This is a genomic window from Photorhabdus khanii NC19 (assembly GCF_000517265.1).
In the GTDB taxonomy this organism is placed as follows: Bacteria; Pseudomonadota; Gammaproteobacteria; order Enterobacterales; family Enterobacteriaceae; genus Photorhabdus; species Photorhabdus khanii.
In genome coordinates this window covers 54743-75730 of record NZ_AYSJ01000002.1, presented here as the reverse complement: position 1 = coordinate 75730, position 20988 = coordinate 54743, and the positions used below count along the sequence as shown (strand labels likewise).

Here is a 20988-nt window from a genome sequence, read left to right as displayed (position 1 = left end):
ATATGGTGACCAGATTAACTGGCTAACATTTCGCCGTCCAGATAATTACTATTGTTAATGTGTGTTTTTTGAAGGTAACCGCCATCATGATTATAAATAGAACAGTAAAGCAATGTGGAAAAGCTGACTATGGTTGGCTACAGGCCCGTTATACATTTTCATTTGGTCACTATTTTGATCCAAAGTTTTTAGGTTATGGCGCTCTGCGTGTACTGAATCAGGAAGTTATCGCACCAAAAGCCGCTTTCCAGCCTAAATCTTATCCACATGTGGATATACTGAACATTATTCTGCGAGGTGAAGCAGAATATCGTGACAGTGAAGGCAATCATGTCAGAGCCTGCAAGGGAGAATGTTTACTGTTTTCTACCCGTAAAGGCATCAGCTACAGTGAACATAATACCAGTGCGAATAAACCACTGACCCGCTTGCAGCTTTGGCTAAATGCCTTTCCTCAGCAGGAAAGTTTACCATTGCAACGGATGGAGTTACCAGAACAGCCATTAACTATGCTTGCCTCTCCAACCGCAGAAGATGGCAGTATGCAATTGCGTCAGCAAGTATGGGTAAATCATATTTCTCTTAATAAGAATCAAGCTCATCATCTGCAATTGAAAGGAAAAAATGCTTATCTGCAATCCTTGAACGGAAATATAAAAATAAAAGGCAACTCGAAGGATAACGCTTTGATTAAATGTGGAGATGGCGCTTTTATTCATGAAGAAAATTATCTGGTTTTAAAAGCAGATACTGAGTTCCAGGGGTTGTTAATTGATCTGGCCGCCTGAAAAAGCGAAAGCCCCATCAAGGTTAACCTGATGGGGCTAAATTGGTGAAGTTGACCGATAAGCCGGGTTCTGTCGTGGACAATCATTCATCTAGGCCAGCACTTACGCACTGGCTCAAGCAGCCTACCCGGGTTCGATACGGGCCGTACCTAATGAACCCCTATTTGGCCTTGCTCCGGGTGGAGTTTACCGTGCCACGGACTGTTACCAGCCGCGCGGTGCGCTCTTACCGCACCCTTTCACCCTTACCTGATCCTACGTAAGTAGGCCATCGGCGGTTTGCTCTCTGTTGCACTGGTCGTGGGCTTTCACCCCCCAGACGTTATCTGGCACCCTGCCCTGTGGAGCCCGGACTTTCCTCTCCTCTACCTATCGACCAAAAGGACAATGATAAAGCAGCGACTGTCTAGTCAACTCCGCAGCGGATTATAAGAGGTTTAACAAACGATGTATAGGCGTTTACTCATTATCTGCCTCGTTTATCAACAATTGTTGTTACTCTTCATGCTGTCCCAGAGCATAACGATAAAGCGCGTTTTTCTTCACACCATGGATCTCTGCCGCCAGAGCAGCCGCTTTTTTCAACGGCAGCTCTTGCTGAAGGAGCGCCAACGTTCTTAATGCCTCTGGAGGTAAAGCTTCGTTATCCAGTTTTTTATAGCCTTCAACGATCAATACCATTTCACCACGGCGACGGGTTTCATCTTCCTTAACCCATGCTAGAAGCTCACCTGCCGGCATACCCTGAATCGATTCCCAGGTTTTTGTTAATTCCCGTGCCAGAACGACGTAACGTTCAGTTCCCCACACGTCAACCATATCTTCTAAACTATCGATTAGACGATGAGTGGATTCATAAAAAATTAACGTCCGCGGCTCCTGCTCCAAAGCCCGTAAGGTATCTTTCCGGCTTTTACTCTTAGCCGGTAAAAATCCTTCGTAACAGAAACGATCTGATGGCAAGCCCGCAGCAGATAATGCGGTTATCGCCGCACAAGGCCCCGGTAGAGGGACAACACGAATACCCGCTTCACGGCAACGGCGAACCACATGATAACCAGGATCATTAATCAGTGGCGTTCCCGCGTCAGAGACTAATGCAATACTCTGCCCCTGCTGAAGTTTTGTAATTAATTGATCTGCTTTCTGCTGTTCATTATGATCATGAAGTGCGAACATGCGCGCATTAATGGCAAAATGTTGAAGCAACAAGCCGGTATGTCGCGTATCTTCGGCCGCAATCAGATCGACATGCTCAAGAACTTCAAGCGCACGCTGAGTGATATCACCCAGGTTTCCAATGGGGGTTGGCACAACATATAGCGTGGATGTCGTAACCACTGCTCGATTAGGTTGATTCATTGTTTCATCCGAATGACCGATTTAAAATTGAGCATCTTTGAAAAAAACATCGCTGGATACAGTATGCTTTCCTCAATTTTTGTGCGTATCAAAACTGGTTTAGTCTGTTCAGCTATGCTGGCAGTTATGATCATCGCAGGGTGTAGCGTGCCTGACCAACAGGGACAACAACCTTTGCAAACTCAGGACAAAGTCAGTACAGAAATCGCCCGTTATCAATCCATCATTGATGCCGCTAATGGCGAGCCTTCTCTGGATGTCATCCGTGCTTATATCGCTCAGGAACCTCTTCTGAAAGACAATGCCGCTCATCAAAAAAATATTGATGATACCTGGCAAATGCTAACCCGGCTTTCACCACAAAATCGTAGTGGGTTGGTCATCAACGCTGATGAAAATATTCTGCAAGGCTGGCTGGACTTACTCAGTACCTATCAGGATAACAAACAGGACTCTGACAAACTACAAGCAGCTGTCCGTGACTGGAAAATTCGCTATCCACAAAACCCAGCCGCGCAGTCACTCCCAACCCAGTTACAACCGGCCGCCATCCAATCGCAAGGTACTGATATCCGTATTGCACTGTTTTTGCCATTAAGCGGTCAGGCAAAAGTATTCGGTGAAGCAATTCGTCAGGGTTTTCTTGATGCTCAGGCTGGTTTGCCAACCCCATTACTGCCAACAGAAAACCCGGCAAATTTATCTACAGCAACCAACGATAATACGTCAGATGCAGTGGTATCTGCCGATGCCCTGCCAAATGCAGCGGTTCCCATTGAATCAACACCACCAGCCGTTCAGTCAACGCCCGTCATAGCCAATGTGCCGGTTAACACACAACAGGTCAAAATCTATGACACAGCAAGCCAATCATTGGAAAATTTATTGATTCAGGCTGAACAAGACGGCGTGAATTTAATTGTCGGGCCGTTACTTAAGCCAGATGTGGTTAAACTGGTTCAGATGAATACGCCATTAAACATGCTGGTGCTGAACGAGTTAGATAATGCGCAACCTCGGCCCAATATCTGTTATTTCTCTTTGTCACCAGAAGATGAAGCGAAAAATGCTGCGGAACATATTTGGCAGCAACAGAAACAAAATCCTCTGATACTCGTTCCCCGAGGTACTTTTGGTGACCGGATCGCCAAGGCATTTGCACAAGAATGGCAAAAACAAGGTGGGCATACCGTTCTGCAACAAACCCTTGGTTCTTCCGCCGAACTGAAACAGTTAATTAATAGAGGTACAGGTATTCGCCTGACTGGCACAGCCATTAGTGCAACAAACAATCAACCGGTATCAACCACTATTGGTGATTTGGACATTCCCCAGATAAATACAGATGCCGTTCCTACTTCGGCCGGCGGCTCAGTGGACGCAGTTTATATTGTTTCCACTTTAGATGAACTGACTCTGATCAAGCCGATGATTGATATGGCAATCAGTTCCCGCAATAAACCGGCCCTTTATGCAAGCTCCCGCAGTAATCAGGCTGGCGCTGGCCCTGATTTCCGCCTGGAGATGGAAGGAATGCAATTCAGCGACATTCCATTAATCGCTGGCGCTAACCTGCCACTGATGCAACAAGCCGCCGGTAAATTTGCCAATGATTACTCTTTGATGCGCCTTTACGCTATGGGTATTGATGCCTGGTCATTAGCAAATCAGTTCAGTCAGGTGCAGCTTCAAAGTGATTTCCATCTCAATGGTGCTTCAGGGATGCTGTCTGTTCAGGAGAACTGCGCGATTTTCCGGCAGCTCCAATGGATGCAATATCATCAAGGCCAAATCACTACTATACCCTATAGATTTCAAGATGCATCGCGACGGCAAGGGAGCGAATCCCCGGGAGCATAGCAAACTATGTGGCCGGGGTGAGCGAGTGCAGCCAACAAAGAGGCAACTTGAAAGATAACGGGTATATTTAATTAAGCATTAATTGCCGCTTGTTATCAGGCGGCAATTAAATTCAAATAACGCTTTTCAGGATGAAAATAAAAAAGCCGACAAGTTATTTGCTGGGACGTAACTACGAAACACAGGCAAAGTTGTTTTTGCAAAAACAGGGGCTAACTTTTATCGCTGCGAATGTGAAAGTTCATGGTGGTGAAATTGACCTGATAATGAAAGACAAACAAACCTGGGTTTTTATTGAAGTCCGTTTTCGCAAACAAGGGCAATATGGCGATGCACTGGCGACCGTGACCCGCAGCAAGCGTAGAAAATTATTGCACGCTGCCGCAGTATGGCTGTTTCAACGAGGTGAGTGTTTTGAAACCACTTCTTGTCGCTTTGATATTTGTGCTATTACTGGTCAACAATTTGTGTGGTTGCCAAATGCTTTCAATCAAGATGAGTTCGCTCGCTAAAATGATACTGGGTAGGTTATAAACGTGCTGGATAGAATTAAAGTCTGTTTTACAGAAAGTATTCAAACTCAGATTGCAGCCGCAGAAGCATTACCTGATGCTATCTCCCGGGCCGCAATAATGATGGTTCAGTCATTGCTGAATGGTAACAAAATCCTTTGCTGTGGTAATGGCGGCTCTGCTGCAACTGCCCAGCGGTTTGCTGCCAATATGATCAACCGGTTTGAAACTGAACGCCCGAGTCTGCCTGCATTGTCACTTAACGCAGACAATGTGGTGATAACAGCGATTTCAAGTAGTAAACAACATGATGAAATTTACGCTAAACAGGTACGGGCATTAGGTCAGCCAGGCGATGTGTTATTGGCTATTTCCACTCATGGAAATAGCCGGGATATTGTGAAAGCCGTTGAAGCGGCTGTAACCCGCGATATGACGATTGTCGCGCTTACCGGCTATGATGGCGGTGAACTTGCTGGCTTGTTAGGGCCACAAGATGTGGAGATTCGTATTCCATCTCATCGCAGCACCCGAATTCAGGAAGTTCATATGCTGACAGTTAACTGCCTATGTGACTTAATCGATAATACACTCTTTCCCCACCAGGATGACTAAGGAGCCAATAATGCGATTTTTTCCCCTATTAGCTACGGTTTGTGCCGCAGTCATGTTACAAGGATGTATTGGTGCAGCCGTGGTAGGTTCTGCCGCTGTAGCGACTAAAAGCGCAACCGACCCCCGTACTATTGGTCAACAGGTTGACGATGGTACGCTGGAAGCACGTGTCAGTAATGCACTTAACAAAGATAAGCAGATCAAAGAGCGTATCCGTGTTATTACCACCGCCTATCAAGGGAAAGTTTTGCTGACAGGCCAAAGCCCGGACTCAAGCCTTTCAGACCGTGCAAAACAAATAGCGTCACGTGTTGATGGAGCTCATGTTGTGTACAATGAAATTCGTCAGGGGAAACCTGTTGAATTAAGTACGGCTTCTAAAGATACCTGGATTACCACTAAAGTACGCTCAAAAATTCTGGCCAGTGATTCTGTTAAGTCTTCCAACATAAAAGTCGTTACAGAAAACGGTGAGGTCTTTTTACTGGGTATTCTAACTAAACAAGAAGGTAACGCCGCAGCAAAAATTGCCAGCGAAACTGATGGTGTTAAGCGGGTAACAACTGCGTTTACTTATCTGAATTAAGCATATTACTGAGGGGGATAGCACCATAAATCTATCCTGGATATATTAAGCCGCGTCATTCTTTGACGCGGGCGCTTTCCCTTTTTACCATTCTTCCCTCAATTATTTTTCAACAACTCGTTTTTCTTAAGGTAATTCACCCCGCCCAACAACCGCATTTGTCGCAAAATCCATTGTTGACGCTGTAAAACATAAGCCGAAGGTGCGTTAACTTTATAGCGGTGTGGGTTAGGCAATACAGCAGCGAGTAAAGCAGCTTCTGATGCAGTCAATTGACTGGCTGATTTATGAAAATAGTATCTGGATGCCTCTTCAACACCAAAAATACCCTCACCAAATTCCACAATATTAAGATAAACCGTCAGAATTCGGCTTTTTGACCATGCCAATTCAATGGTAAAGGTCATTCCAGCTTCCAATCCTTTTCTCAACCAACTACGTCCATCCCACAAAAATAAATTTTTGGCCGTTTGCTGAGAAATCGTTGAAGCCCCCCTCAACCTGCCAGCATTATTTTGATTATGCTCAAGGGCATTTTCAATAGCATCAAGGTCAAATCCCCAATGCTGTGGAAATTTTTGATCTTCAGCAGCAATAACAGCCAATGCAATATTTGGGGATATTTGTTCGTACCCTACCCAAGCAGAACGAGATACGTAAGAAAAATTAACTGATAACCAAGCGTTAATTTGGCGCTCAACCATAATCATAGAAAATGGCACTGGCAAAAATGAAAACGCAACAACAGAAACTATCCATAAGATAATAACTGAGATTACGATTTTTTTAAGCCAGCACCATAAAAATTGCAAAGGATTTCTCATCCAGTTACTCAGTCATTTCCAATACTTTCCTGACAAGTTTATCAATTCCCTCCTCCACCTGAGAAATAGATTCAGCAAGCATATAGGCTGGAGTTGTAACAATTTTGTTTTCCAAATCAACAACAACATCATTTACCTGGCAAACTATATGGATCCCTCCCATTTCCTCCACCTGAGCAGCAGTTTCAGGATCATTACCAATCGTTAGTTTCACCGGTGTATTAAGTAGTTTTGGCAACATAACCGGTGCAATACACATAAACCCCATAGGTTTATGTTGTTTATGCATAGCCCTCACTAAACTTAATAAATATTTATTTATTTCGCAATCAACTGTCTTAGCAGCAAAGTCACATAAATTCTTTGCAACACCAAATCCCCCAGGAATGATCAGGGCATCAAACTCATCTGCATTTGCTTGTGACAAAGACTTGATTTTTCCCCTTGAAATACGGGCTGACTCCTGTAGAACGTTACGTTCTCCGTCTATTTCTTCACCGCTAATATGATTAATAACATGAAGTTGTGGTGCATCAGGTGCCAAAAAGCTCGTTTTAACACCTAAACGATCTAAAGAAAGCATAGTTAATACTGATTCATGAATTTCACTACCATCGAATACACCACATCCACTTAAGACAACCGCAACTGATTTCATAGCTCACTCCATTTGTAGTAGATTATTGCTTAACCCTTTAGGGGGTTAAACACCAATCTTCATCACAGATTTTAATGAATCTTGTAACAAAAAATCTTATCTTTGCTATGTTGGTACTTGTATGATGTACGGAGAATTCCCCATTTACTCGCCGCAACAAAGATGCATCAGATAGGCGGGTAAAAAGTTTTCCCTGGTGTTGGCGCAGTATTCGCGCACCCCAACCTCGGTTGGGATTATTTTTTTTCAGCGCCTGCCAACCATTCCCCTAAAATTTCCGTATCGTTTCTCCATTCTTGCTTTAACTCATCAACCCATTCCTGAACATTGTCCCACCATGCAGGTAAATCAGGTGATTGAATCTGTTGAGCCAGTTGTTGTAAATGAAGTAATCCAACCGACCCCGCCGCACCTTTTATTTTATGTGCTTCCTCCGTGATGCCTTTCTGGTCTTTAGCTGTCATATTCGATTCCAGCACAGACAGGTACCCCGGCATCATCTTCTCAAATACACTCAGGCTATCGCGAATCAATTGAGGTCCAACCAGCTCGATGTATTGATTAAGCATTTCTGTATCAAGTAAATCTTCATCTTTCATCAATCCTGACTCCTCTTCTTCTGGCTTCATATAATGCACAGACTGTTCTCCCCAGAATTGTTCAATAATGGCCGTTAAGGCATTCACAGACAGCGGTTTACTCAGCACGCCATTCATGCCCGCATCCAGATATTCTTTTTTGTCCTTTAAGACATTTGCCGTCAGCGCAATAAGTGGGGGCAGATCCTTTTTGGCATATCGCTTACGTAATTCCCGGGCGATGTCTAATCCGGTCATATCAGGCAACTGAATATCAAGTAATACCAGATCGAACTCCCCTGGCTTGAACACTTCCAGAGCATCCTTACCATTCATAACGACTTCTACGCTGTTACCCAATTTTTCCAGTACTGAACGAGCAACGATCACATTCAGCTCAATATCTTCTACCAGCAAAATATGCAAAGCCGGAAGTGGGCAATCTTCTGTATCTTCTCTGCATGGCAGACTCTCTTCCATAGCAGGAGCAATAATAGAGAGTGTAAATCGAGAACCTTGTCCCGGCTCACTTTCCACCAAAATATCGCCTCCCATACTTTGAGCTAAACGTTTGGATACAGCCAGTCCAATACCTGTTCCCGTTGCCGGACAACCACCATGACTGCCTTTCACCTGATAATACATCGCAAAGATCTTCTCTTGCTCATCAAGTGGGATACCAATCCCCGTATCCGTGACTTCAAACAACAAACGCTCACCCTTTTCATACCAGATTCGAACATTAATCTCGCCTTTTTGAGTAAATTTCACTGCATTGCCAATCAAGTTCCACAGAATTTGGCGCAAGCGAGTACCATCTGTCATGATTCTGGCAGGTAATGGCAGCTCGGGTTCCATCACAAATTTAATCCCTTTCGGCTGTACCAGCAGCCCGGAGAGGTTTTCCAGATCGGACATAAAACCGGTAAAGTCAATTGGCTGATTATCAAGCTGGACTTTACGCCGCTCAATTTTGTCCATTTCAATAATGTCATTGAAAATATTGCCAAGCGTGATAGCACTGACATGTATCGTTTTCAGATATTTATTTTGTTCAGAGGTCAGTTCAGTATCAAGTAGAATACGGCTCAAACCAACAATGCCATTTAAAGGAGTACGAAGCTCATGGCTAATCGTTGAGATAAAAGTCGTCTTATCCCTACTTGCATTCTCCAAAGCGTCCTGATAACGCTTACGCTCCGTTATATCGCGCCCAAATCCCATAAGCCCGTGTCTTTTTCCTACCCGATCATAAAAAGGGACTTTCCGCAGTTCAAAACAGGCTTTTCGTCCATCGGGATAAACCAGCCATTGTTCATAAGTTAGGGCAACATTATGACGGAACACTTTTTCATCCGTTTTCATCACCTTGCGGGCAACTTCTTTATCATAAACATCATTTGGTGTTAGCCCGACAAGTTGTTTCTGGCTTTTACCCGTCAGCAATTCCATCGCCCGGTTACAACCAGAGAACTCATTATTTTCATTACGGTAATAGACCAAATCAGGAGAAGCATCGAGAAAAGACTTCAGTAATATAGATTGCTGTTCCAATTCAATCTGGGTCTGCTCACGGTGCTTCATCTCTTCTTTTAGTTTATCCAGCAATATCAGATGCGCCTGTTCAGCTTTTTCTCTTTCTGAGATTTCCTGATTCAGCTTAATAATATTGTCTTTTAATTGCTGATTAAGTTCCCGATCACGCTGACGCATCACTTCTAATTTTTCAACTAATTTGGATAATCGTTGGCGGGATTCTTCAAGCTGTTCAACAACAACCGAAAGGAAATAGACTGCCCAGGGAGTAATTAACAAACCAAAGAAAATTGAGCGAACTAAATCAATACTTTGCACTCCTCCCTGAAGCAGAAAAGTGACGACCATCTGCACACTCATAGCAAGAACAACTAACGCAGATGCAAGCAGTAATGAGAAGCGTACTAGCCCCAATTTCATCATTAAATCAACATAATATTGGGCCAGGCCCCTAAGCAGCTTCATTTCATAAAGACTCCCGTTAAATATGACCAATCCGAATCATACCGTAAAAAGTCCGCTACTTCGTTGAAGGAATACAGAAATTGTTGATCGAGTAAAACAATAGTATTATTTAATAGTTTTGATGAGGACTTCCCAAACATTATTCTGGCTTTTTACCCCTGCCGGTCTTTTCGCACAATCTAAGCATGAATAAATAATCAAATTCATTGACAAAATGAGCATAAAATTCTTTTTCACTCTTTTAATAACCACAAAAAGATAAAACTTTATTCTTATAAAAAAATAAAAATATATATTAATTCCATTTAGTTTATATTTGTCGGAACTTAAATCCAAAAAATAAACATTTAACAGTATATACAAAACAGATATTACACTAATATTAGTGATATAACTCACATTAAAATTCTAACATGATCTATATCACACAACTTTCATATTAATTTTTTTATTTATAAATCATATAATTAACTCTATTTTTTGCCTGTATTTATCTTATCCCAGCTATATTTGACCTGATCTGCATTTCTCGTTAACTTGAGAAGTCACTAGAAATCATCCGTCAGATCCTCATCTGCACCATAATTATGCAGTGACACAATACCATTTCAGTACCGCCTGTTCATAGTCAATAGACAGGTGGCAGTTGATTGAGGGCGCAATTCAGACGCCTGTAAAAATATTCATCTCACAAATTTCTGTGAGTTTCTGTGAGAGTCGGACAGAACCTGGGGAGGTTCACACTATGCTGTATAACAAATCTCAAGAAAAGGATAACTGTGGCTTTGGACTGATAGCCCATATTGAAGGGGAGCCAAGCCACAAAGTAGTCCGTACCGCTATCCATGCACTGGCACGAATGCAACATCGTGGCGCAATTCTGGCAGATGGTAAAACCGGCGATGGTTGCGGTTTATTGCTGCAAAAACCCGACCGTTTTTTTCGGATGGTCGCACAAGAGCACGAATGGCGTTTAGCCCGCAATTATGCAGTCGGTATGCTATTTCTCAGCCAGGATCCTCAGATTGCCCAAAACTGCCGGGAAATAGTCGAACAGGAGCTGCAAAATGAAACGCTGTCAGTCGTTGGCTGGCGTGAAGTACCGACCAACAGTGATATTCTGGGAGAAATCGCCCTTTCCAGCCTCCCCCGTATCGAACAGATTTTTGTTAATGCTCCTGCTGGCTGGCGTGCCCGTGATTTAGAACGCCGTTTATTCGTTGCCCGCCGCCGGATAGAAAAACGCATCAGCGACAGTGATTTTTATGTTTGTAGTTTGTCCAATCTGGTGACCATCTATAAAGGGCTGTGCATGGCGGCAGATTTACCCCGTTTCTATCCTGATCTGGCTGATTTACGATTAGAATCAGCAATCTGCCTGTTCCATCAGCGTTTCTCAACCAATACCGTACCACGTTGGCCATTGGCACAGCCTTTCCGCTATCTCGCTCATAATGGTGAAATAAATACCATTACCGGCAACCGCCAGTGGGCACGGGCAAGAGCCTATAAATTCAAAACCCCGCTTATCCCTGATCTGCAATCTGCGGCTCCTTTTGTCAACGAAACAGGATCAGACTCCAGCTCGCTGGATAACATGCTGGAGCTGTTTCTCAATGGCGGAATGGATTTAATCCGTGCTATGCGGTTGCTGGTCCCGCCGGCATGGCAGAACAATCCTGATATGGATGAGGATCTGCGCGCTTTCTTTGATTTCAACTCTATGCACATGGAACCCTGGGATGGTCCTGCCGGTATCGTCATGTCAGATGGCCGCTATGCTGCCTGTAATCTGGATCGTAATGGCTTACGCCCGGCACGTTATGTCATTACTAAAGATAAGCTGATCACTTGTGCTTCCGAAGTCGGCATCTGGGATTATCAGCCTGACGAAGTCGTAGAAAAGGGACGAGTCGGCCCCGGTGAACTCATGGTAATTGATACCCGCCAAGGCCGTATCCTTCATGCAGAAGAAACAGACAATGACCTGAAAAGCCGCCATCCCTATAAAGAATGGATGGATAAAAACGTCAAGCGCCTGATCCCATTTGAAGAATTACTGGAAGATCAGGCTGGTCACCGGGATCTGAACGATCAATCACTGGCGGTTTATCAAAAACAATTTGCCTACAGTAATGAAGAACTGGATCAAATTATCCGGGTCTTGGGAGAGAATGGTCAGGAAGCGACGGGATCAATGGGTGATGATACGCCGTTTGCTGTACTTTCCAGCCGTCCACGGATTATTTATGACTATTTCCGTCAGCAATTCGCTCAAGTCACTAACCCGCCAATTGATCCACTACGCGAAGCGCATGTTATGTCTCTCACCACCTGCATTGGACGGGAGATGAACGTATTTTGTGAAGCTGAGGGACAGGCGCATCGGTTAAGTTTTAAATCCCCTATTCTGCTCTACTCTGATTTTCATCAATTAACAACACAGCAAAGTCCGCACTATCGTGCAGAACACGTAGACTTAACTTTCAATCCGCAGGAAACTCATCTGCAAAATGCGCTGTTTGCATTGTGTGACCAGGCTGAACAGCTCGCCAGAGATGGTGCAGTATTGCTGGTATTATCTGACCGCAATATTACGCAGGAGAAGTTACCCATACCGGCTCCTATGGCTGTCGGGGCCATTCAGCACCGTTTGGTGGAAAAAAACCTGCGCTGCGATACCAACCTGATAGTAGAAACTGCGAGTGCCCGTGATCCACATCATTTCACTGTGCTGCTGGGATTTGGTGCAACCGCTATCTATCCCTATCTGGCTTACGAATCACTGGCCAAAATGGTCGATAATGGCACGATTAATAAACCCTATGCTGATGTCATGCTCAACTACCGCAATGGCATTAATAAAGGGCTATATAAAATCATGTCGAAAATGGGCATCTCGACTATCGCCTCCTATCGTTGCTCTAAACTGTTTGAAGCTGTCGGCTTACATTCTGAATTAACTGAGCTTTGCTTCAATGGTGTTGTCAGCCGGATTGGTGGTGCTAACTTCAGCGATTTTGAACAGGACCTGAGAAACTTATCCAAACGTGCATGGCTTCCCCGCCATCCAGTTGATCAGGGAGGGTTACTGAAATATGTACATAACGGCGAATACCACGCTTATAACCCGGATGTCATAAGCACACTACAATCTGCGGTTCACAGTGGCGAATACAGCGATTATTTGAAATATAGCCGCTTGGTTAATCAGCGTCCAGTGACCACAATCCGTGATTTGCTGGCGATAAAAACAAAAGATGAACCTATCCCCATTGAAGAAGTGGAGCCCGCCGGAGCGCTGTTTAAACGCTTTGATACCGCCGCAATGTCGATTGGGGCATTAAGCCCTGAAGCACACGAAGCTCTGGCTGAAGCAATGAATACGCTGGGTGGCTTTTCCAACTCCGGTGAAGGCGGAGAAGATCCCGCACGTTATGGTACAAAAAAAGTTTCCCGTATCAAGCAAGTTGCTTCCGGCCGGTTCGGTGTAACACCTGCCTATCTGGTCAACGCTGATGTGATTCAGATTAAAGTGGCCCAAGGTGCTAAACCTGGAGAAGGCGGGCAATTACCGGGTGATAAGGTCACACCGTATATTGCAAAACTACGTTATTCCGTACCAGGCGTAACACTTATTTCTCCACCACCGCATCACGATATTTATTCTATTGAAGATCTGGCTCAGTTGATTTTCGATCTAAAGCAGATCAATCCCAATGCGCTGATCTCAGTAAAACTGGTTTCAGAGCCAGGCGTTGGTACCGTTGCAACGGGTGTTGCCAAGGCTTATGCCGATTTAATTACTATCGCAGGTTACGATGGCGGTACTGGCGCCAGTCCATTGTCATCAGTGAAGTATGCCGGATGCCCCTGGGAATTGGGATTAGTGGAAACTCAACAGGCTCTGGTTGCCAACGGATTGCGCCATAAGATCCGTTTACAGGTAGATGGCGGGTTGAAAACCGGCGTGGACATTATCAAAGCAGCCATTCTTGGTGCTGAAAGTTTCGGTTTCGGCACCGGCCCCATGGTTGCCCTTGGGTGCAAATATCTGCGTATCTGCCACCTGAATAACTGTGCAACCGGTGTTGCAACGCAAGATGAGAAATTACGCCGCGACCATTACCACGGATTGCCTGAGCGGGTAATAAATTACTTCCATTTTATCGCTCGTGAAACCAGAGAGATCATGGCGGAATTAGGGGTCAGAAATCTGACTGACTTAATAGGCCGAACTGAGCTGCTGGAAGTATTGGCAGGCATTTCAGCAAAACAGAGCAAATTAAATCTTGAGCCGCTCTTGGCAACAGCTGAACCCCATCAGGGCAAAACGTTATATTGCACTGAAAATAACCCGCCATTTGATAATGGCACATTGAATAAAAACTTATTAGCTCAAGCCTCCAGTTATATTGAGAACCAACAAAGTAAAACTTTCTATTTTGATATCCGTAATACCGATCGTTCAGTCGGGGCTTCTCTTTCTGGCTTTATCGCTGCCCGCTATGGTAATCAGGGCGTCGCCGCTGCTCCAATAAAAATTCATTTCAATGGTACTGCCGGTCAAAGTTTTGGTGTCTGGAATGCCGGCGGTCTGGAGCTGACACTTATCGGTGATGCCAATGACTATGTTGGTAAAGGTATGGCCGGTGGCCGCATCGTCATACACCCACCTGTCGGTTCTGCCTTCAAAAGCCATCAGGCAACCATCATTGGCAACACATGTCTGTATGGGGCGACCGGAGGCAAGTTATACGCTGCTGGACGTGCCGGAGAACGCTTCGCTGTTCGCAATTCAGGTGCTATTACCGTTGTCGAAGGTATCGGAGATAATGGCTGTGAATATATGACAGGCGGTATCGTCTGCATTCTCGGACGCACCGGAATAAACTTTGGTGCAGGAATGACCGGCGGTTTTGCCTATGTTCTGGATGAAAATGATGATTTCCGCAAACGGGTTAACCCAGAGCTGGTAGAAGTTCTGGCAGTAGAGACCTTAGCTATTCACGAAGAACATTTGAGAGGACTTATCACTGAACACGTTCTCCTGACCGGTTCCCAGCGCGGTGAAGATATTCTTGCTAACTGGCAACAGTGGTTGAGCAAATTTGCACTTGTGAAAGCAAAATCCAGTGATGTAAAAGCCCTGCTGGGACATCGCAGTCGTTCTTCCGCAGAGTTGCGAATTCAAGCGCAGTAAGGAGTCCAGATGAGCCAGAATGTCTATCAGTTTATCGACTTACAACGCGTCGATCCGCCTAAAAAACCGCTGAAGATCCGCAAAATAGAATTTGTGGAAATCTATGAGTCATTTTCAGCAATTCAGGCACAAACACAGGCAGATCGCTGCCTTTCCTGTGGTAATCCGTATTGCGAATGGAAATGTCCTGTCCATAATTACATTCCCAATTGGCTTAAACTTGCCAATGAAGGGCGCATCATGGAAGCCGCTGATTTATCCCATCAGACAAACAGCCTGCCGGAAGTTTGCGGCCGCGTTTGTCCACAGGATCGCCTTTGTGAAGGTGCCTGTACCCTAAATGATGAGTTTGGCGCAGTCACTATTGGTAATATCGAACGCTACATCAACGATAAAGCGATTGCTATGGGCTGGAAGCCCGATATGTCACAAGTTCAGCCAACAGGCAAACAAGTTGCGATTATTGGCGCAGGCCCCGCAGGGCTGGCCTGTGCTGATGTATTAGCCCGTAATGGTGTACAAGCAGTCGTTTTTGATCGCCACCCGGAAATAGGCGGATTACTCACTTTTGGTATACCTGCGTTTAAACTGGAAAAAGAGGTGATGGTACGCCGACGTGAAATTTTCTCTGAGATGGGAATTAAATTCCGGCTCAATACTGAGATAGGCAAAGATATCGCCCTATCTGAGCTGACAGAGCAGTTTGATGCCGTATTTCTTGGTGTAGGAACCTATCAGTCAATGCGCGGGGGACTGGCAAATGAAGATGCTGATAGCGTTTATGATGCACTGCCATTTCTGATTGCCAATACCCGGCACTTGATGGGGTATTCACCCCTGCAATCACAGCCTTTCATTGATATGCAAGGTAAACGGGTCGTGGTTCTCGGTGGTGGCGATACGGCGATGGATTGCGTCAGAACGTCTATTCGCCAAAAAGCGGCTTCAGTTACCTGTGCTTATCGCCGTGACGAAGTTAATATGCCAGGCTCCCGCCGCGAAGTGAAAAATGCCAGGGAAGAAGGTGTGGAATTTCTGTTTAATCTGCAACCTCTCAGCATTGAAATCAACAGTTCAGGTCAAGTCTGTGGCATAAAAATGGTACGAACTCAATTAGGTAAACCCGATGAAAATGGACGCCGCCAGGCTGAAATTATCGCCGGTTCCGAACATCTGCTCGAAGCTGATACCGTGATTATGGCATTTGGTTTTAAACCACATACAATGAGCTGGTTAAATGATCATAAAATAGCGCTGGATCAACAGGGACGTATCGTTGCACCAGAGTTCTCAGACATTCCGTTCCAGACTAGCAATCCTCAGATATTTGCTGGCGGAGATGCCGTTCGCGGTTCAGATCTGGTTGTAACCGCAATTGCCGAAGGACGTAAAGCTGCACAAGGCATCCTCGATTACCTCAATATCTAATAAACAAAGGGAGCTTTCCAGCTCCCAAACCTTCCTATTATCATCTCGATAATTTATATTAGCTGGACTATTTTTATATAAAGAGTGAATGTGCTTATTGAACATTCCGTACTTATTACTGTCATAATTAACATTTAGGTACATTTCATCTTATCAGAGTGGATTTTACCAGCTATCCGACTCAGGTAACACTATGCTTACTAAACTATAAATCCTGGAAATGTTAATGAAAATAATAAAAGCTCTAATTTTTTTGTCTTTAACGTTGCTTACTGGTACTACTCTTCCGACGCTTGCATTGTCACAAAACGTTACACCCGATAATATTAACAAAGAGATTATCAATAGAGGTATCAACTCTGTTGTTGCAGAATTAGGGGAGACGGGAGCCAGACAAGAAATTACTCACAAAATTACTACTGGTGACCGTGACTGGATAAAACTGGCTTTTAAATTAACTCAAACTATACATCTGGATTTTTCCAAAGAGATGCAATACGCACTCTCTATGGCATTAATTAATAATCCCGTTGATGTCCTTGCTACTGCTGATAAAGAAAATAACATATCATTGTCTGATATCTGTACAATTCCGCCAGAACTTGAGACCAGAGAGAATAAAATAGAGTTTGTCAATAAAGTCAGAAAGAGCTTAGGGTCTATCACAGACTACGAAGTTAAAAACAGAGTAGAAGAATGTTTCTGGGAGCTAGAGAAAGCCTACAATGTGGAATTTTAATCAATAAATTTGAAAAAATAAGGAGGCAAGTTGCCCCCTTGTTAGCGCTCATTTTACTACCCGTAAAGCAGGACGCCCTCTTGTCGGTTTTGGTGGCTCATCATCGGGTGAAGTTCCACTATTATCTTCAGCATCGCGGAGGGTATCCGTAACTAATACCAGGTTATCTGTCGCAGAAGCGCCAGCTTTATCATTCCCTGAAGTGGACTCAAAAAGATATTCATCTTTATAAGCTGCTTCAGGCTCAAACATCATTCCTGCCCCATTTTCACGGCTATAAATAGAGAGAACCGCCACCATTGGTACATTAATCTGACGGGGCATACCGCCAAAACGGGCATTGAAGCGTACTTCATCATTGGTTAACTCAAGATTACCAACAGCTCTCGGCGCTATATTCAGCACAATTTGCCCATCACGGGCATATTCCATTGGTACATTTACTCCACGTAAAGTCACGTCTACAACCAGATATGGAGTCATATCATTATCCAGTAACCACTCGTAGTGAGCACGCAACAAATAAGGACGACGAGGAGACATTTGAGACAACTCCATAAATCAGTTCCTGGATTGCAAGCGCATTTCACGTTCAGCTTCTGTTAATGAAGCCAGGAATGCATCACGTTCAAAGACACGCTGCATGTAAATTTGTAAATCTTTGGTGCCAGAACTCGGTAACTCTATACCCAGTTCAGGTAAACGCCATAGTAAAGGGGCAAGATAGCAATCAACCAAACTGAATTCTTCACTCATAAAGAATGGCATCTCTTTAAATATTGGCGCTACTGCCAGCAATTCTTCTGCTAATCGTTTACGGGCAGCATTGGCTTCCTGAGAATTACCTTTCTCAATAGTGTGCATCAGGGAATACCAGTCTTTCTCAATGCGGTGCATCATCAAACGGCTGGAACCACGGGCAACCGGATACACTGGCATTAATGGCGGATGAGGAAAACGCTCATCGAGATATTCCATAATGATGCGGGAGTCATACAGCGTCAGCTCACGGTCAACCAAAGTCGGAACTGTCTGATAAGGGTTCAGATCGATAAGGTCCTGTGGCAAATTACCGGCCTCAACCTGTTCAACTTCAACACTGACACCTTTTTCCGCCAGTACAATTCGCACTTGATGGCTAAAAATGTCGGCCGGGCCTGAAAACAGAGTCATTACCGAACGTTTGTTGGCAGCGACAGCCATGAAAACCTCCAAGTTTATCTAAAAAAGGAATGAATAGTCCCACGCTATAACGACTATTCCTACTCACTCATTCTCACCCCTTATGTTTCTGCGCCGCAACGGTGAATACGGAATGCGCTACTCGACACAATGGCTATCGTTCAGATAGTAAGCAGATAAATGGATGAGGCAAAAATTGGCACTAGTTTACCAGATTTTGTACATTTTGGGGGAAGTGTATGGATAATTAAGTAAAAAACCCGCCATAAAGACGGGTTTTAACATTAAGTAATTGCCATAAAGACAAAAAATTAACGTTTGGAGAACTGTGGACGGCGACGTGCTTTACGCAGACCGACTTTCTTACGTTCAACTTCACGAGCATCGCGGGTAACGAAGCCAGCTTTACGAAGATTAGAACGCAGAGTTTCGTCGTATGCCATCAGTGCACGGGTGATACCGTGACGGATTGCGCCTGCCTGACCAGAAATACCACCACCTTTAACGGTGATGTACAGATCCAGTTTACCCAACATATCAACCAGCTCGAGTGGCTGACGAACAACCATGCGTGCTGTTTCGCGGCCAAAGTAAACTTCGAGGCTACGTTGATTGATGACGATGTTACCGCTACCTGGCTTAATAAAGACACGTGCGGAAGAGCTTTTGCGGCGACCAGTGCCGTAGTATTGATTTTCAGCCATTGCCTATAATCCCGATTAAATGTCCAGAACTTGCGGTTGCTGTGCCGCGTGGTTGTGCTCGCTACCTGCGTAAACTTTCAGTTTACGGTACATTGCACGACCCAGTGGCCCTTTTGGCAGCATGCCTTTAACCGCGATTTCAATTACACGCTCAGGACGGCGGGCAATCATCTCTTCAAAGGTCGCTTGCTTGATACCACCGATGTGACCAGTGTGGTGATAGTAAATTTTATCAGAACGTTTGTTACCGGTTACAGCAACTTTTTCTGCGTTAACAATGATGATGTAATCACCGGTATCAACGTGCGGAGTGTATTCCGCTTTATGCTTGCCGCGTAGACGACGAGCCACTTCAGTTGCAAGACGGCCTAAAGTTTTGCCATCTGCGTCAACAACATACCAGTCGCGTTTTACGGTTTCTGGTTTAGCTGTAAAAGTTTTCATTAAAGCTTACCCAATAATAAGTTACACGTTGGTGAACACTCAAGGTTCAGAAACTGCTGAGGTTCACACGACTCTTGTCCAGCAAACCTACCCCTTCGAATAGCCTATGCCGGCACTATGCAAGTTTTTTGGGAAAAAAAACATTGCTGTAACGTGGGGTCGCAAGATTATAGAGAAGTCACAAATAAAAATCGACCCCAATTTGAATTATTTAAAATCAACTTTAGTCCGAAATATACAGGATAAGCACAAGATTAAGGCAAATGAGGTAATTTCAGATATTCTTCGCTTTGCATTTCCTGCAAGCGGGACAAGCAACGCTGGTATTCGAAAGTCAGCAAAACCCCTTGGTAAATCTGTTCCATCGGTACCGCGGCATTAATTATCAGTTTTACCCGACGCTCGTAGAATTCATCAACCAGCGCCAGAAAACGACGAGCAGCATTTTCATTACCAGACATTATCACCGGAACCTGATATAACAAAACGGTGTGATAAAGTTTTGATAAAACAATGTAGTCCATCTGACTACGGGCATCTTCACACAAAACTTTAAATCCAATTGCCAATACACCATCGGCACTACGAATTGCCGGCATCTGCCGATGATTAATTTCCAATATCGGGGCTTGCTCACTGCTTTTACCCGCCAAACGGATAAATATTCGATCCATAGCCCGTTCATTATCTTCATTCAGCGGTGTGAAATAGAGATGAGCCTGTGTCAAAGTACGCAGCCGATAATCAATACCTGAATCCACATTCATTACGTCACAATATTTTTTAATCTGCTCAATCGCAGGTAAAAAACGAGCTCGCTGTAAACCATTACGATAGAGTTCATCGGGAAGAATATTAGACGTTGCAATCAACGTGATCCCCCTGACAAACAGAGCCTCCAACAATGTGCCAAGGATCATGGCATCAGTAATATCAGAAACGAAGAATTCATCAAAGCAGAGCACATCGGTTTCTGCTTTAAAACCATCCGCGACAATATCCAGCGGATCCTCATGCCCTTGCAACACCTTTAATTCTTCATGCACCCGCAGCATAAAGCGATGAAAATGCAAACGCAGTTTTCTTTTACCTGGCAAACTCTGGTAAAACATATCCATTAACCACGTTTTCCCTCTGCCAACCCCACCCCACATATAAAGCCCTTGAACAGGTGTACAGGTCGTTGAAGTCTGTTTGCCTAATAATTTACTCAGTCGCCCTTTCAAGCTTTTTCGCTTCGCTGGATGGCCGGAAGAAGTATTAATCAGGGCATAGTGAATAACATCCAATTGAGCAACGACACGACGTTGGACATCATCTGGCTGGTATTCCCCCTTAGAAAGGGCTTTTTGATAGAATGATGAAGGGATAATCAATGATGGCATGACAAAACAATCCTTAAAAAATAATTGCCCGTTTTTTATCGTTTTTATGATTCAGATTGACCTTATCACCAGATCAATTGTCTACAATAAGGTTCAAAATAAGGTCTACAAACAATATG

The 20988-nt window shown here is 44.3% G+C and carries 17 protein-coding genes and 1 other RNA gene; 8 read left to right on the top strand and 10 right to left on the bottom strand.

Annotated features, from left to right (window positions below):
* Positions 1-86: 86 nt before the first annotated feature.
* On the top strand, positions 87-788 hold the full coding sequence (locus PTE_RS00375; RefSeq protein ID WP_036842153.1) for a pirin family protein: 702 nt from the start codon (positions 87-89) through the stop codon (positions 786-788).
* Positions 789-830: 42 nt separating this feature from the next.
* Here the strand turns inward: PTE_RS00375 and rnpB are convergent.
* Positions 831-1206, bottom strand: an RNA gene (rnpB, locus tag PTE_RS22680) — RNase P RNA component class A.
* 77 nt (positions 1207-1283) lie between these two features.
* Complete coding sequence (gene rsmI / locus PTE_RS00370; protein ID WP_036842151.1) at positions 1284-2150, bottom strand: 16S rRNA (cytidine(1402)-2'-O)-methyltransferase; 867 nt, start codon at positions 2148-2150, stop codon at positions 1284-1286.
* A 63-nt stretch (positions 2151-2213) separates the two neighbouring features.
* Between rsmI and PTE_RS00365 the strand changes: the two genes are divergently transcribed.
* The 4 genes from PTE_RS00365 to dolP all read left to right on the top strand — a co-directional run bounded on the left by PTE_RS00365 (position 2214) and on the right by dolP (position 5723).
* Positions 2214-4010, top strand: coding sequence for a penicillin-binding protein activator (locus tag PTE_RS00365; protein ID WP_081738145.1), 1797 nt, complete (start codon positions 2214-2216; stop codon positions 4008-4010).
* A gap of 131 nt (positions 4011-4141) precedes the next feature.
* Positions 4142-4522: a YraN family protein gene (locus PTE_RS00360; RefSeq protein ID WP_036842150.1), complete on the top strand. Its 381-nt coding sequence runs from the start codon at positions 4142-4144 to the stop codon at positions 4520-4522.
* Between the two features lie 24 nt (positions 4523-4546).
* A complete protein-coding gene (gene diaA / locus PTE_RS00355; RefSeq protein WP_036842149.1) occupies positions 4547-5137 on the top strand; it encodes a DnaA initiator-associating protein DiaA in 591 nt (196 codons plus the stop codon).
* Positions 5138-5147: 10 nt separating this feature from the next.
* Positions 5148-5723 carry a division/outer membrane stress-associated lipid-binding lipoprotein gene (dolP, locus tag PTE_RS00350; RefSeq protein WP_036842148.1) on the top strand — a complete coding sequence of 192 codons (576 nt, stop codon included), beginning with the start codon at positions 5148-5150 and terminating at the stop codon, positions 5721-5723.
* A gap of 98 nt (positions 5724-5821) precedes the next feature.
* On the opposite strand, the gene mtgA is transcribed toward dolP, so the two are convergent.
* The 3 genes from mtgA to arcB form a co-directional block, all read right to left on the bottom strand.
* A complete protein-coding gene (gene mtgA / locus PTE_RS00345) occupies positions 5822-6547 on the bottom strand; it encodes a monofunctional biosynthetic peptidoglycan transglycosylase (RefSeq protein ID WP_036842147.1) in 726 nt (241 codons plus the stop codon).
* 4 nt (positions 6548-6551) lie between these two features.
* Positions 6552-7205 (bottom strand): isoprenoid biosynthesis glyoxalase ElbB, encoded by a 654-nt coding sequence (gene elbB, locus PTE_RS00340; protein ID WP_036842146.1) that lies wholly within the window; start codon positions 7203-7205, stop codon positions 6552-6554.
* A 236-nt stretch (positions 7206-7441) separates the two neighbouring features.
* On the bottom strand, positions 7442-9784 hold the full coding sequence (gene arcB, locus PTE_RS00335; protein WP_036842145.1) for an aerobic respiration two-component sensor histidine kinase ArcB: 2343 nt from the start codon (positions 9782-9784) through the stop codon (positions 7442-7444).
* A 745-nt stretch (positions 9785-10529) separates the two neighbouring features.
* Between arcB and gltB the strand changes: the two genes are divergently transcribed.
* The 3 genes from gltB (at position 10530) to PTE_RS00320 (ending at position 17154) form a co-directional block, all read left to right on the top strand.
* Positions 10530-14987: a glutamate synthase large subunit gene (gene gltB / locus PTE_RS00330; protein WP_036842144.1), complete on the top strand. Its 4458-nt coding sequence runs from the start codon at positions 10530-10532 to the stop codon at positions 14985-14987.
* A gap of 9 nt (positions 14988-14996) precedes the next feature.
* Positions 14997-16415, top strand: a complete 1419-nt coding sequence (locus tag PTE_RS00325; RefSeq protein ID WP_036842143.1) for a glutamate synthase small subunit — start codon at positions 14997-14999, stop codon at positions 16413-16415.
* A gap of 226 nt (positions 16416-16641) precedes the next feature.
* On the top strand, positions 16642-17154 hold the full coding sequence (locus PTE_RS00320) for a hypothetical protein (RefSeq protein ID WP_036842142.1): 513 nt from the start codon (positions 16642-16644) through the stop codon (positions 17152-17154).
* Between the two features lie 48 nt (positions 17155-17202).
* Here the strand turns inward: PTE_RS00320 and sspB are convergent, their stop codons facing one another.
* From sspB to zapE, 5 genes are all read right to left on the bottom strand, one after another.
* Positions 17203-17712, bottom strand: a complete 510-nt coding sequence (gene sspB / locus PTE_RS00315) for a ClpXP protease specificity-enhancing factor (protein WP_036842141.1) — start codon at positions 17710-17712, stop codon at positions 17203-17205.
* A 3-nt stretch (positions 17713-17715) separates the two neighbouring features.
* Positions 17716-18357 carry a stringent starvation protein SspA gene (gene sspA, locus PTE_RS00310; protein WP_021323579.1) on the bottom strand — a complete coding sequence of 214 codons (642 nt, stop codon included), beginning with the start codon at positions 18355-18357 and terminating at the stop codon, positions 17716-17718.
* Positions 18358-18647: 290 nt separating this feature from the next.
* Complete coding sequence (rpsI, locus tag PTE_RS00305; RefSeq protein ID WP_036842140.1) at positions 18648-19040, bottom strand: 30S ribosomal protein S9; 393 nt, start codon at positions 19038-19040, stop codon at positions 18648-18650.
* Positions 19041-19055: 15 nt separating this feature from the next.
* Positions 19056-19484 (bottom strand): 50S ribosomal protein L13, encoded by a 429-nt coding sequence (gene rplM, locus PTE_RS00300; protein ID WP_011148147.1) that lies wholly within the window; start codon positions 19482-19484, stop codon positions 19056-19058.
* A gap of 254 nt (positions 19485-19738) precedes the next feature.
* A complete protein-coding gene (gene zapE, locus PTE_RS00295; protein WP_036842138.1) occupies positions 19739-20869 on the bottom strand; it encodes a cell division protein ZapE in 1131 nt (376 codons plus the stop codon).
* Positions 20870-20988: the final 119 nt, after the last annotated feature.